Below are 12819 nucleotides of genomic sequence, written 5' to 3'. Positions count from 1 at the left end.
CCCGGTGGCAGCGTCCCGGGGACTACTCGGCGGCAGCGCTGCCATCGGAAGCGTCGGCGGCGCTCGCGGCGGCCGCGGAGCGGCCGAGGCGGGCGGCCGAGCGCACGATCGCCAGCACCTCGCGGCGCAGCTGCTCGTCCTCGATCTGCACGTAGGCGCGCAGCAGCTCGATGGCGCCCTGCGCGCTCAGGAAGCCGAAGACGTTGTCGTCGCCGTTCTCAGCCCCGGTCTGGTCCTCGAAGAAGGCCGACACCGGCACTTCGAGCAGACGGGCGATCTCGCGCAGGCGCCCGGCGCCGACGCGGTTCTGACCCTTCTCGTACTTCTGCACCTGCTGAAAGGTCACGCCGACGGCGTTGCCGAGAGCCGTCTGGCTCAGGCCCTTGGCCTTGCGCAGGGCCGTGATGCGGACTCCGACGAGCCGGTCGACCTCAGTGGTTTGCTTGGGCATCGGTCCTCAACGTCTTTGTTCTGGCTTGCCGGCAGCCCCCTCCCCAACCTCGGAGGACCGCCGCTCCGCGTCGTTCGTGCCCGCGCGACCCGCCGATGCGGCCTCGCACCGGCGCCCTCGCGGATGGTCTCCATACCCCATGCCGACGGCCGCGATCCGGGCGGCCGTCCCGAGACGAGGGCCCCCCGCGCCGCCCGTCCGCATCGCCTTGTTGCCGAGCCGACCGCGCGGATGCGGGTCTGCCATGCAACCAAGCTCACGTCTACACGCTCCGAGCGAATTCCCCAAGGGAACAAAGATGGAAAAAATACTGAGCTCCACTGCCGACGCAGGTCGCGTTCCGATCGGGCCTAGGCCGACCGGATGAGTCACCTTGCCGATGGCGGAACGGCTCCCATCTCCCCGGCCTGGCCCGACCCTCGGCAAGGACGCCCTGCATGTTCATCGCCATGAACCGGTTCAAGGTTTACAAGGACGCCGCGCAAGACTTCGAGCAGGTCTGGCTCGGCCGCGACAGCCATCTCGGCGAGATGCCGGGCTTCGTGGAGTTTCATCTCCTGCGCGGGCCTGAGGCCGAGGACCACGTTCTCTACGCGTCGCACACGGTCTGGTCCTCCAAGGCCGATTTCGAGGCTTGGACACGCTCCGAGCAGTTCCGCAAGGCGCATAGCCGCGCCCCGGGCACGCGCCCGCTCTACCTCGGCCACCCGCAATTCGAGGGGTTCGAGGCGATCCAGACCGTCGCCCGGGACGCCTGATCCCGGGCGCGGGGGCGGACGGGCGCCGCCCCCTTCGGTGTTTCGACGGCCGCCGCCTCAGGCCGGCTGGGGCGCCTCGAGGCGCGGCAAGAAGGCCGCGAGCAGGCCCACCGCCGGCAGGAAGGCGCAGATTCCGTAGACGAACTCGATGCTGGTGCGGTCGGCGAGCTCGCCCAGCACCGCGGCGCCGAGGCCCCCCATCCCGAAGGCGAAGCCGAAGAACAGGCCGCCGACCAGGCCGACCCGCCCGGGCAGCAGCTCCTGGGCGTAGACCAGGATCGCCGGCATCGCCGAGGCCAGGATCAGGCCGATCGGCACGGTCAGCACCACGGTCCAGAACAGGTTCATGTGCGGCAGCGCCAGGGTGAAGGGCAGCACGCCGAGGATCGAGCCCCAGATCACGACCTTGCGGCCGAACCGGTCGCCGATCGGCCCGCCCACCACCGTGCCGGCCGCGACCGCGCCCAGGAACACGAACAGGTAGAGCTGCGATTCCTGCACCGACACGCCGAAGCGGTGGATGAGGTAGAAGGTGAAGTACGAGCTCAGGCTCGCCATGTAGAAGTACTTGGAGAAGATCAGCACCAGCAGCACCGCGATGGTGACGACGATCTTGGCCCTCGGCAGGTCGCGGCCGGCGGCGCCACCCTTCTTGCCCCGGGCCGCCCCGGCCCTGAGGCGCTCGCGGTACCAGCGGCCGACGAGGCTCAGCACCACGAATCCGGCGAGCGCCGCGAGCGCGAACAGCGCGACGCTGCGCTGCCCGAGCGGCACCACGATGAAGGCGGCCAGCAGCGGCCCGAGCGCGGTGCCGGCATTGCCGCCGACCTGGAACACCGACTGCGCCAGGCCGTAGCGCCCGCCCGAGGCGAGGCGGGCGACCCGCGAGGCCTCCGGGTGGAAGATCGCCGAGCCGAGCCCGACGAGGCAGGCGGCCAGGATCAGGAGGCCGTAGGAGCCGGCATTCGACAGGAGCAGCAGGCCGCAGAGCGAGAGCAGCATGCCGGTGGCGAGCGAGAACGGCATCGGCCGCTTGTCGGTGAACAGCCCGACCACCGGCTGCAGCAGCGAGGCGGTGAGCTGGAACGCCAGGGTCAGGAAGCCGATCTGGCCGAAATCGAGGGCGTAGGCCTGCTTCAGCAGCGGGTAGATCGCCGGCAGCAGCGACTGCATCATGTCGTTGAGGAGGTGCGACAGGCTCAAGCCCCCGAGCACCAGGGCCGCCGGTCCCGCCGCCGCCGGCACGCCCCGGGTCGCAGGCTCCACCAGCGGCGGCCCGCTCACCGGCGCCTCGACGGCCACGCCGCCCTCACTCGCACGCGCATCCATCGCTCTCGCGCTCCCCCCCTGGCGGTCCGCGATCCGGCCGCACCCGCCGGATCGCCCGTGGGAACCGGGGGTCTCGGCCAGCCTCCCATACACCCGCCGCGGCGCCCCGTCCCGTCCGCGGCCGCAGGGCTGGGCCGCGGGGCCGGGATGCCCCGGTCCCGGGCTTGCTGCCTGACCGGCAACCAGCCGGCGGCGGCCCGGGGAGCGTGCGGAAACGGCACGGTCCCGGCCCGGGCCGTCCCACCCCGGCACAGACGCGGTCACGGGTCATCTCGCCATGCGACACGAACGGTTCTCGGGGGACGACGGCGCCGACCTCGCCTCGTCCGAGGCGCGCGCGGTCTGGAACGCGCTGCTGCCGCGCCGCGGCCGCGCCGCCCTGCGGGTCGCGATCGCCGGCGGGGCGGCCGTCGCCGAGCTCGCCGCCGTGGCGCTGACCGGGCTGGCCTGCGAGGTGACCTACCACCTCGTCTCCTACGAGCGGCAGCCCGATCTCGGACCCTCGCTCGCGGTCGGGCTGTTCCTCGGCCTGTTCGTGGTGCTGCCGAACGTCGCGCGCGGCGAGTACAGCATCGAGAACTATCTCGCCCGCGCGCCCCACCTGCGCCGCACCGTCAGCCTCTGGCTCGGCGCCTGGGCGGTGGTGCTGGTGCTCGGCTTCCTCAGCAAGACCACCGGCGAGCATTCCCGCGCGGCGGCGCTGGCGACCTTCCTGACCGGCCTGCCGGCCCTCGTCGCGGTGCGCGTCGTCACGGTGGCGGTGGTGCGCCGGCTCATCACCCCCCGCTCGGATTCCGCCCGCCGCATCCACCTGATCGGCTACGAGGACGACGTCGCGAGCTTCTACGCCACCCACGACAGCGCGGCGCTCGGCCTGCGAGTGATCGGCGTCAGCACCCTGCGCAGCGCCCCCCCGGGCACCGACCCGGAGGGGCGCCGGGCCCAGCTCGCCGAGGATCTCGACCTCAGCGTGTCGGTGGTGCGCTTCCTGCGGCCCGACGACGTGTTCGTGCTGGTGCCCTGGGCCGAGGTCGAGGACCTGGAGGCCTGCGTCGACGCCTTCCTGCGGGTGCCGGTCGCCCTGCACCTGCGCCCGGGCCGGGTGATGGACCGCTTCAGCGACGTGCGCCTCGGCCGGGTCGGGCTCCTGACCGGGATCAATGTCGGCCGCGCGCCCCTCACCGCGCTCGAGATCGCCGCCAAGCGCAGCTTCGACGTCGTGGTGGCCTCGCTCGCCCTGGTAGCGCTCTCGCCGCTGCTCACCCTGATCGCGATCCTGATCCGCCTCGACAGCCGGGGGCCCAGCCTGTTTCGCCAGAAGCGCTACGGCTTCAACCAGGAGGCGTTCTGGGTGTTTAAGTTCCGCAGCATGCGCTCGGATGCCGGCGGCGCCTTCCGCCAGGCGACCCGGGACGACGACCGCATCACCCGCATCGGCCGCATCTTGCGCCGCACCAACCTCGACGAGCTGCCCCAGCTCCTCAACGTGATCCGGGGCGACATGTCCCTCGTCGGCCCCCGCCCCCACGCGGTGGCCCACGACCGCAGCTTCGAGCGCCGCATCGCCCTCTACGCGCGGCGCCACAACGTGCGGCCGGGCATCACCGGCTGGGCGCAGGTGAACGGCCTGCGCGGGGAAACCCTCACGGATGCGGACATGCAGCGGCGCGTCGAGCACGACCTGTTCTACATCGACAACTGGTCTTTATGGTTCGACCTCCGGATCCTGGTGATGACGGTGGTGGCCAGGAGCGCGTTCCGGAACGCGTATTGAAGGAGGAAGTCTTCTTGACGGAGGAAGTCTTCGCGCCCTCCTCCTCCCCGCCCGCGCGGCGGGATCCGGCGACGGTGTCAGCCCGCGAGCCTCTGTCCCTGCCGGCGGCTCGCCTCGAAGGCCTGAAGATCCAGGGCCAGGTCGACGATCTGACCGGACTTGAGACGGACGGGGTCGAGCGGGCCGCCGAAGCCGTGCTGGAGGTAGACCTCCTGCACTTCCGGCGTGCGCATGGCGCCGCCCATCGTCCAGTTCGGGAACAACCGCGCCGGCACGTCGCGCACGTCGATGACGGCCGCACCGATGTGGCGCGGGTCCCGCGCGATCCTGTCGTAGGTTCCTGTCACCCTGACGCGTTCGCCCTCGAGGATCTGCACGAACCAGGTCTTGTCGAAGATGAGAAAGCCGGTGACGCCGTCCCGGCTGTTGTTGCGCTGCGAGACCGTGAGAATCTCGCGCATGTTCGTCAACATGGCGCGGTCGCCGCCCGGAACGGTGTTGCGGCTGTAGTAGACGAGCTGGTGGATCATGGGGAGCCCCGACTTCCCGGCGGCGGATCCGCGCCCGACAGGGCGCCCGCGATCGCCGTCGGATACACCATAGGAGTACCACCCTAAGGATGCTCTAACAGGAACCCGGTGGCGGCTCCTCAGCCGGGCTCCCCCCGCCCCTGGCATGCCCCGCACTCCCCCTCGATCTCGACGATCCGGCTCGCCGGTTTGAAGCCGGCCTGCGCCAGCGTCCGGTCGAGGCTGCGCTCGATCTCGGCGGAGATCGTCTCGTCGACGCTGCCGCAGCTGCGGCAGATCAGGAACACCGCGCTCTCGCCGGCACCGTGGCCGTGCTCGCAGGGCACGAAGGCGTTGCGGCTGGCGATGCGGTGGACGAGGCCGTGCTCGGTGAGGAAGTCGAGGGCGCGGTAGACTGAGACCGCGGCGACGCGCTTGCCCGGGGCGCTCAGGCGCTCGGCGATGTCGTAGGCGCCGAGCGGGCGCCCCTCCTCCGCCACTACTTCCAGGGTGCGGCGGCGGAGCGCCGTGAATTGCAGGCCGAGATCCTGCGCCAGCCGCTCGGCCCGCGCGACGAGGTCGGCCGTCCGGGCAGGCCCGTGCGAGTCGCCGTGCGCGTGTCCGTGGTGCCCGCAGGTGCCGTGCTCGTCCATGCGCTCCAAACCTCCCGGCGCCCCGCGTGTCCTACCCCAACCCGGCGGCGGTTGACAGGCCCCGCCTGTTACAGTGTAACGATCGGCGCTTCACGCGGCCGCCGGCCGCCCACCATATGGGGTCCGCGACGGCGCCCGCCGAGGGCGCGCCGGAACCCGAGCCGCGATTCGCCGATGCCGCATCACCATGGCCCCGCCCCGCGGGCCGACGCCGCCGTTCCGCGCCCGCTCCCGGCGCCGTTCTCGCTGCTGCGGCAGGGGCTGGCGCCGCGCCTCGCGGTCGCCGCGGGGCTCGCGGCGGCGGTCTGGGCCCTGATCGGGTGGGCGATGGCGTGAGCGCAGTTCCAGCACCCGGCGGCGCGCTGGTCTTCCGCGGCCTCACCCTCGGCTACGCGCGCCACCCGGCGGTCCATCACCTCGACGGCACGATTCCGTCCGGTTCGCTCACCGCGGTGGTCGGGCCGAACGGCGCCGGCAAGTCGACCCTGCTCAAGGGCATCATGGGCGAGATCCGGCCGCTCGAGGGCGAGGTGGTCCGCGCGGGGCTCGCCCGGCAGGACATCGCCTACCTGCCCCAGGCCGCCGAGATCGACCGCGCCTTCCCGATCGGCGTGTTCGACCTCGTGGCGATGGGCCTGTGGCGCCGGGTCGGGCCCTGGCGCTCGCTCAAGGGCCACCGGGCCGCCGTCGAGGCGGCGCTCGCCGCGGTCGGGCTCACCGGCTTCGAGCGGCGGCCGATCGGCACCCTGTCGGGCGGCCAGCTGCGGCGCGCCCTGTTCGCCCGCGTCCTGCTCCAGGATGCCCGCGTCATCCTGCTCGACGAACCGTTCGCGGCGATCGACGCGCGCACCACCGACGAGCTGCTCGCCCTGGTCCACGGCTGGCACGCGGAGGGACGCACCGTCGTGGCGGTGCTGCACGACCTCGACCAGGTCGCCCGCCACTTCCCCGAGACCCTGCTGCTCGCCCGCGAGGCGGTGGCCTGGGGCGCGACGCGCGAGGTGCTGACGGCCGACAACCTCCGGCGCGCCCGCCGCCTCTGCGAGGCCTGGGACGAGGAGGCGCCGGTCTGCCGCGCGCCCGCCGCCGGGCCCCATGAGCACGGGGCCCATGCGCACGGGGGCCACGAGCACGGGGCCCACGAGCACGGGGCCCACGAGCACGGACCCCACGAGCACGGAGCCCACGAGCACGGAGCCCACGAGCACGGTCCGCACGGGCCGCACGATCGTCACACCCACGGGCACGCCGCGTGATCGACCTCCTCACGGCGCCCTTCGTCGAGTTCGCCTTCATGCGCCGGGCGCTCGCCGGCTGCGTCGCCCTGTCGGTCGGTGCGGCCCCGGTCGGCGTCTTCCTGACCCTGCGCCGGATGAGCCTGATGAGCGAGGCGATGAGCCACGCCATCCTGCCGGGCGCCGCGGTGGGCTTCCTGTGGGCCGGGCTGTCGCTGCCGGCGATGACGCTCGGCGGCCTCGTCGCCGGCCTCGCGGTGGCCCTGCTCTCCGGCTTCGTCGCCCGCTCGACGGTCCTGCGCGAGGATGCGAGCCTGGCTGCGTTCTACCTCATCTCGCTCGCCGCCGGCGTGCTCCTGATCTCGGCCCGCGGCTCGTCGATCGACCTCCTCCACATCCTGTTCGGCACGGTGCTGGCGCTCGACGACGACGCCCTGATGCTGCTCGGCGGCATCGCGACCGTGACGCTCGCGGGCCTCGCGGTCGCCTACCGGCCGCTGGTGATGGAATGCGTCGACCCCCTGTTCCTGCGCTCGGTCGGGCGGGCGAGCGGGCCGGTGCATTACGGCTTCCTGGCGCTGGTGGTGCTCAACCTCGTCGGCGGGTTCGCGGCGCTCGGCACGCTCTTGGCCGTCGGCCTGATGCTGCTGCCGGCGATCGCGGCCCGGTTCTGGGCCCTCGACCTCACGGGCCTGATCCCGGCCTCGGTCGTGCTGGCGCTCGTCGCGAGCGTCGCGGGGCTCCTCGTCTCCTACCATGCCGGCCTGCCGACCGGGCCGGCGATCGTGCTCTCGGCCGGGGTGCTCTACCTCGCCTCGATGCTGCTCGGGCCGCGCGGCGGCCTGGTCTGGCGGCTGTTCCCGGCCCGTCACCTCGAGGCGTGAGGCGCGTCGGTCACCGGCGGCTCGCCCCGGTGGGCCGCCCGCCGGCAGGCGTCGGAGCAGTAGCGCACCTCGTCCCAGACCCGCTCCCACTTCTTGCGCCAGGCGAAGGGCCGGCCGCATTGCGGGCAGGTCTTCTGCGGCAGGTCGCCCTTGCGGCGCATTTTCGGCATGCTCTAGCGCCCGGTCTTGCCCGCGTCGGCGAGCGCGATGCTGCTCCAGCGGGTGATCTGCACGTAGCCGTCCCGGGCCGCGACCACGATCTGGCGGCGATAGGCGTGCACCACCGTGCCGGGGGCGTGGCGGTGGGCTTCCGTCCAGCCGTGGGCCTCCTGGACGAAGATCCGGTTGTCGTTGACCCGCGCCAGGGTCTCGATCGCCCCGAAGGCCCGGACCCGGCGCAGGATGGCTTCGACCGGCTGGCGCCAGTCGAGGGTGCGGTCGAGGTCGCTCACCCGGGGCCAGTAGGCGCCGTCGCCCTGCGGCTCGGCCGACCGCCAGCGGGCCGGCAGCTCCCGGGCGATCGGCCCCCGGGCGAGCCGCATCGCCGCCATCTGGCAGCGCGAGAGCAGGGTCTCGTGCGTCTCGGCGGGCGAGAGCGCGAAGAGCTCCTGGGCCAGGATGTCGCCGGTGTCGAACCCCTCCTCGGCGAGCACGTGGGCGGTGACGCCCCAGCTCTCGTAGGAATCGAGGACGGCGCGAAACAGCGGGTAGGGTCCGCGCCCGTCCGGCAGCGGCGAGGGGTGGATGTTGAGGGCGTAGCGCACCCGGCCCGGCCAGCCGGTGATGAGCCAGGGGTAACCCGCCACCACGAGCGCCCAGTCGCGGCCGTGCTCGGCCGAGAGCGCCTCGATGTCGGCGACGCGGATGCGCGAGAGCTGGATCGGCACGCGGTGACGCCGGGCGAGGGCCACCACGGCGTCGTTCTGGTCGTAGATCCCGTCGCAGGGGCGGGTGAACAGCTTGATCGGCTGCCAGCCCGAGGCCGCCAGGGCCTCGAACACACCGCCGAGGAAATCGATTCCCGCGAAGGCGAATTTCACGTCACGGCTCCTTGCCGGCCCGATCCCGGCCCCTGCGTCAGTTCGGCCCGCCCCGGCGCCGGGGCGTCGGCTCGGCCTAGTTAGGGTGACGGGCAGCCGAAGGGGAGCCGCGATGGCACGAATGGCATTCCGCGGCGGTCTCGACGAATGCCCGCATCCTTGCGCGAAGGGCTGATCCCCTGGGCATCCTCCGCTTCGTCCTCGGCGACCAGCTCCATCCCCGGCTCGCCAGCCTCACCGACCTCGATCCCGCCGCCGACACGGTGCTGATGGTCGAGGTCGCCGAGGAGGCGACCTATGTCCGCCACCACAAGCAGAAGCTGGTACTGGTCTTCTCGGCCATGCGCCACTTCGCGGCCGACCTCCGCGCGCGGGGCGTCGCGGTCGACTACGTGGCGCTGGAGGATCCCGGGAACACCGGCTCCTTCACGACGGAACTCGAGCGGGCCGTCGCCCGCCGCCGGCCCGGCCGGATCGTCGTCACCGAGGCCGGCGAGTGGCGGGTCGAGGCGATGATGCGGGACTGGGAGCAGCGGTTCGGGATCCCGGTCGAGATCCGCGACGACACCCGCTTCCTGTGCCCGCGCCCGGTCTTCGCCCGCTGGGCCGAGGGGCGCGAGGCCTTGCGGATGGAGACCTTCTACCGCGCCATGCGCCGGCGCACCGGGTTCCTGATGGAGGGGCGCGAGCCGGTGGGCGGGCGCTGGAACTTCGACCACGACAACCGCCGCCGCCTGCCCGCGGGCCACGCGGTGCCCGACCGGCTGCGCTTCCCGCCCGACGCGGTGACGCAGGGTGTGATGGACCTCGTCGCCCGCCGCTTCCCCGACCATTTCGGCGACCTCGACGCCTTCGCCTGGCCGGTCAGCCGCGCCGATGCGCTCGCGGCGCTCTCGCACTTCCTCGACGCCTGCCTGCCCGAATTCGGCGACTACCAGGACGCGATGCGGGCCGGCACGCCGTTCCTGTATCACGGGCTGATCGCACCGGCGCTCAATCTCGGCCTCCTCGACGCCGAGGAGGTGTGCCGCGCGGCGGAAGACCGCTGGCGCGAGGGTTCGGCACCCCTCAACGCGGTCGAGGGCTTCATCCGCCAGATCCTCGGCTGGCGCGAATACGTGCGCGGGCTCTACTGGGCCCGGATGCCGGACTATTCCGAGACCAACGCCCTCGACGCCACCCGCCCCCTGCCGTGGTTCTACTGGTCGGGCGAGACCCGGATGGCCTGCCTCGCCGAATGCGTGCGCGACACGAAGACCTACGCGCATGCTCACCACATCCAGCGCCTGATGGTGCTCGGCAACTTCGCGCTCATCGCCGGCCTCGCCCCGGCGGAGGTCGAGGAGTGGTTCCTGGTCGTCTACGCCGACGCCTACGAGTGGGTCGAGCTGCCCAACGTCCACGGCATGGCCTTGTGGGCCGATGGCGGGCTCCTCGGCTCGAAGCCCTACGCGGCGTCGGGCGCCTATATCGACCGGATGTCGGATTACTGCGGGACCTGCGCCTACGACGTCAGGAAGAAGGCCGGCCCGAAGGCCTGTCCGTTCAACTACCTCTACTGGAACTTCCTGATCGCGAACGAGGACCGCCTCGCCGGCAACCCGCGGATGGCGATGCCGTACCGGACGCTCGCCCGGATGTCGGCGGCGCGGCGCGACGAGATCGCGGCCGATGCCGCCCGCTTCCTCGACGCCTTGAGCGCGTCAGACCCGAGTGGGTCAGAGGGGCATCCAGGCGGTGAGCGTGCCGTAGACGCCCGGACGCCGGACCTGTTCCTCGTAGACCCAGCCGGCTGAGACGCGAAGGCTCACCGTCGAGAGCGCGAAATCGGTGGCGTGAAGGCCGAGGCTCCACTTCCGGTAGCCGGTACGGTCGGCGTAGAGCGCGGCCTCCGGTCCGAGATAGGCCTGACCGAGAAACGTGCGACCGAGGGCGAACGGGCCTGCTTCCGGCAGCCGCATGCCCCAGGCCGCCCGGCCCCAGGCGCTCCAGCGGGCGGTGCCGGCGACCAGCGTCGCGGTCAGGAGCGTTCCCTCGCTCGGCCGCGCCCACAATTCGCCCTGCACCCTCGCGCCGACGCGCGGTGCCGGCAGCCCCCGGGTGCAGGGCCCGTCCAGCACCTCGAAGGCGAGCTCGGGCCCGACGAACACCGCCGCCACGCCCCAGTCCCTCACCCATTGCCAGCCCGCCACCGCGCCGGCCTGCACGGTGTGGCGCAGGGTGCGGGGCGGGCGCAGGCCCGCCCGACCGCGCAGGTCGCCCCACCAGTCCCGCTCCGGCCGCATTCCGTAGCCGAGGGTGGCGATGGCCGCGAGACCGTCCCGGTCGATCCCGCCGGGCGCGACCTTCGCGCCGGCGCTGACGAAGGTCGAGCGGCCGGCATCCAGGCTCCCGAACAGCACGGTCCGGACCTCCTCGCGCTCGTCGGCGCGCAGTGCGCCCGGGCAGGCGAGGCTGGCCGCCACGCAGAGAAGGGCCGGCCTGACCGAAGGAAGAGGCACGGCAGCCGGACCCGTCGTTGCGTCAATGGAAATATCTTTTCCATTTAACCTCTGGTCAAGCCGCGGCCTGGGCGAGGCCACAGATGTCGTAGGAAGATTCGCCGCAGGGGGATGACGGTTCGGGAGCCCGGCCGCGAGACCTCTCCTGCATCCCGATGGATCCCGGAAGGTCCGCGTCGCAAAAAGTGTCAGCACTCACCCGAGGAGGCTGCTATTACTTGAAAAATCAACGGATTAGCCATGCTTTCGGCTTGAGCTTAACGATCGATTAACCGCATCGTCGGACCCTTGGTCGGCAAAGGGCCGGCGCACGACCAGCGAGAACGGAGAGCGGCCCGGCGGCGAGGACGCGCACAGCAGGGCACCCGAGACGGATCGTCGAAAGCTGAGGAGGTTCCATGGTCTCGAAGGAGTTCCGCCAGCAGATCGAGGGATACGGGCTGACGACGGCCCACATCCTCTACCGCATCCCCGACCATCCGGGCGTGCTGCAGACCTACGTCTGGCAGGATTACGACCTCGCCCCGCGCTTCCCGGTGCTCACCGGCTTCCTGGATTTCTGGAAGCGCGAGCTCGAAGGACCGTTGCACTCGGTGCGGGTGGCCCATTCCCAGCTGATCAAGCCGGCGGAGTTCCGCGCCGTGAACGGGGTTCTGACGCTGCATTGAGCGGGGGGACACGGCGAAGTTTTTTCGCCGCCTGCCCTACGATTGCCCGGTTGGCCGTGTGAGAGGCGCTTCACGGCCGCGCTCTCCGGCGCGGCGCTCACGTCGGTGAACCATGCACAGGCGCATCCTGTCCGCGGCCGGTCCGCTCCGGCGGCGGCTCGGCCCTCTCCTTCCGGTCGGCCACGACCGAGGCGCGACGACCCATGCCCGCGGGTTGGCCCGGGCGGCGGAGTGGGCTAGAGGGGGCCGGGCGACCCCGGCCCGGGGCGCCGCGATCCCGCCGGCGAGTGCCGCGGCCTCGTTCGAGGACGCCACGCTGCGGCCCGGGGGCGCCTCCCCGGCACCGGACGACCAGAGCCCCGTGACGCAATTCGCCCGAACCTCCGAGGTCCTGACCGTCCTCGCCGCCCAGGAGACCGAGCGGCTGACCGTCGGCGACATCGTGGCGGTGCTGCGCGACCGGGCCTTCGCCCTTCTCGTCGTGCTGCTCGGCCTGCCCAACTGCCTGCCGATGCCGCCGCCCATCCCGCTGATCTGCGGCCTGCTCCTCGCGCTCGTCGCGGCGCAGATCGCCGCCGGCATGTCGGCGCCCTGGCTGCCGCGCGCGCTGCTCGGCCGCTCGATCGCCCGGTCCGACCTGCAGCGGGCGGTGTCGCGCGCGGTGCCGCTGCTGCGCCGCCTCGAGCGCTGGTCGCGGCCGCGGCTGCGGGTGTTCGAGAACGACATCGGCATGCGCACCATGGGGCTGCTGCTGCTCGCGCTCTCCCTGGTGCTGATCGTCGCGGCTCCCCTCGTCGGCCAGATTCCCCTCGGCCTCGCCGTGACCCTGGTCGGCCTCGGCCTCGTCGAGCGCGACGGCGTCGTGGTGGCGGCGGGCCTCGGCGTCGGCGTGCTGGGCGTGCTCCTGAACCTCGGCTTCGTCTACGCGGTGTTCACCGCCGTGATGGGTCTCTTGAACCTGGGTGCGGCGGCGGCCGGGGCCTGAGGGCGACCGGCCCGACGCGCCTCCACGTCGTC

The 12819-nt window shown here is 72.4% G+C and carries 15 protein-coding genes; 8 read left to right on the top strand and 7 right to left on the bottom strand.

Annotated elements, in window-relative coordinates; all coding sequences use genetic code 11:
• Window positions 1-22 precede the first annotated feature (22 nt).
• Window positions 23-451: a helix-turn-helix domain-containing protein gene (locus DK419_RS12030; RefSeq protein WP_109959289.1), complete on the bottom strand. Its 429-nt coding sequence runs from the start codon at window positions 449-451 to the stop codon at window positions 23-25.
• A gap of 437 nt (window positions 452-888) precedes the next feature.
• Between DK419_RS12030 and hmuQ the strand changes: the two genes are divergently transcribed.
• Window positions 889-1209, top strand: a complete 321-nt coding sequence (gene hmuQ, locus DK419_RS12025) for a heme-degrading protein HmuQ (protein WP_109959288.1) — start codon at window positions 889-891, stop codon at window positions 1207-1209.
• 57 nt (window positions 1210-1266) lie between these two features.
• Here hmuQ and DK419_RS12020 read toward each other — a convergent pair whose 3' ends face one another.
• Window positions 1267-2538 carry an MFS transporter gene (locus tag DK419_RS12020; RefSeq protein ID WP_109959287.1) on the bottom strand — a complete coding sequence of 424 codons (1272 nt, stop codon included), beginning with the start codon at window positions 2536-2538 and terminating at the stop codon, window positions 1267-1269.
• Window positions 2539-2815: 277 nt separating this feature from the next.
• On the opposite strand from DK419_RS12020, the gene DK419_RS12015 reads away from it, so the two are divergent.
• Window positions 2816-4312 (top strand): undecaprenyl-phosphate glucose phosphotransferase, encoded by a 1497-nt coding sequence (locus DK419_RS12015; protein WP_109959286.1) that lies wholly within the window; start codon window positions 2816-2818, stop codon window positions 4310-4312.
• 77 nt (window positions 4313-4389) lie between these two features.
• Here the strand turns inward: DK419_RS12015 and DK419_RS12010 are convergent, their stop codons facing one another.
• Window positions 4390-4842, bottom strand: a complete 453-nt coding sequence (locus tag DK419_RS12010) for a BLUF domain-containing protein (RefSeq protein WP_109959285.1) — start codon at window positions 4840-4842, stop codon at window positions 4390-4392.
• 119 nt (window positions 4843-4961) lie between these two features.
• The gene (locus tag DK419_RS12005; RefSeq protein ID WP_109959284.1) at window positions 4962-5474 is read right to left on the bottom strand and encodes a Fur family transcriptional regulator; all 513 of its coding nucleotides are present in this window, start codon (window positions 5472-5474) and stop codon (window positions 4962-4964) included.
• A 174-nt stretch (window positions 5475-5648) separates the two neighbouring features.
• Between DK419_RS12005 and DK419_RS29425 the strand changes: the two genes are divergently transcribed.
• The 3 genes from DK419_RS29425 to DK419_RS11995 are packed head-to-tail and all read left to right on the top strand — an operon-like array spanning window position 5649 to window position 7593.
• Complete coding sequence (locus DK419_RS29425; protein WP_245442921.1) at window positions 5649-5810, top strand: hypothetical protein; 162 nt, start codon at window positions 5649-5651, stop codon at window positions 5808-5810.
• The gene (gene aztA, locus DK419_RS12000) at window positions 5807-6730 is read left to right on the top strand and encodes a zinc ABC transporter ATP-binding protein AztA (RefSeq protein ID WP_245442920.1); all 924 of its coding nucleotides are present in this window, start codon (window positions 5807-5809) and stop codon (window positions 6728-6730) included. Before DK419_RS29425 ends, aztA begins: the two co-directional genes overlap by 4 nt.
• Window positions 6727-7593, top strand: coding sequence for a metal ABC transporter permease (locus DK419_RS11995; protein ID WP_109959282.1), 867 nt, complete (start codon window positions 6727-6729; stop codon window positions 7591-7593). The genes aztA and DK419_RS11995 overlap by 4 nt, the downstream gene beginning before the upstream one ends.
• Here the strand turns inward: DK419_RS11995 and DK419_RS11990 are convergent.
• Both DK419_RS11990 and DK419_RS11985 read right to left on the bottom strand, forming a co-directional pair.
• Window positions 7578-7763 (bottom strand): DUF2256 domain-containing protein, encoded by a 186-nt coding sequence (locus DK419_RS11990; protein ID WP_109959281.1) that lies wholly within the window; start codon window positions 7761-7763, stop codon window positions 7578-7580. The genes DK419_RS11995 and DK419_RS11990 overlap by 16 nt on opposite strands.
• A 3-nt stretch (window positions 7764-7766) precedes the next feature.
• Complete coding sequence (locus DK419_RS11985) at window positions 7767-8633, bottom strand: methionyl-tRNA formyltransferase (protein WP_109959280.1); 867 nt, start codon at window positions 8631-8633, stop codon at window positions 7767-7769.
• Window positions 8634-8812: 179 nt separating this feature from the next.
• Here DK419_RS11985 and DK419_RS11980 point away from each other — a divergent pair, with 179 nt between their 5' ends.
• Entirely contained in the window at window positions 8813-10429 is a 1617-nt protein-coding gene (locus tag DK419_RS11980; protein ID WP_109959279.1) for a cryptochrome/photolyase family protein, read from the top strand.
• Here the strand turns inward: DK419_RS11980 and bcsS are convergent.
• The gene (bcsS, locus tag DK419_RS11975) at window positions 10352-11134 is read right to left on the bottom strand and encodes a cellulose biosynthesis protein BcsS (RefSeq protein WP_109959278.1); all 783 of its coding nucleotides are present in this window, start codon (window positions 11132-11134) and stop codon (window positions 10352-10354) included. The genes DK419_RS11980 and bcsS overlap by 78 nt on opposite strands.
• A 398-nt stretch (window positions 11135-11532) precedes the next feature.
• Here bcsS and DK419_RS11970 point away from each other — a divergent pair, with 398 nt between their 5' ends.
• Window positions 11533-11802: an usg protein gene (locus DK419_RS11970; protein ID WP_093569550.1), complete on the top strand. Its 270-nt coding sequence runs from the start codon at window positions 11533-11535 to the stop codon at window positions 11800-11802.
• A gap of 361 nt (window positions 11803-12163) precedes the next feature.
• Window positions 12164-12787 (top strand): exopolysaccharide biosynthesis protein, encoded by a 624-nt coding sequence (locus DK419_RS11965; RefSeq protein WP_109959277.1) that lies wholly within the window; start codon window positions 12164-12166, stop codon window positions 12785-12787.
• The last annotated feature ends 32 nt before the right edge of the window (window positions 12788-12819 follow it).

This window comes from Methylobacterium terrae, assembly GCF_003173755.1.
GTDB classification, from domain to species: Bacteria; Pseudomonadota; Alphaproteobacteria; order Rhizobiales; family Beijerinckiaceae; genus Methylobacterium; species Methylobacterium terrae.
This window is presented reverse-complemented; position numbering and strand designations above follow the sequence as displayed.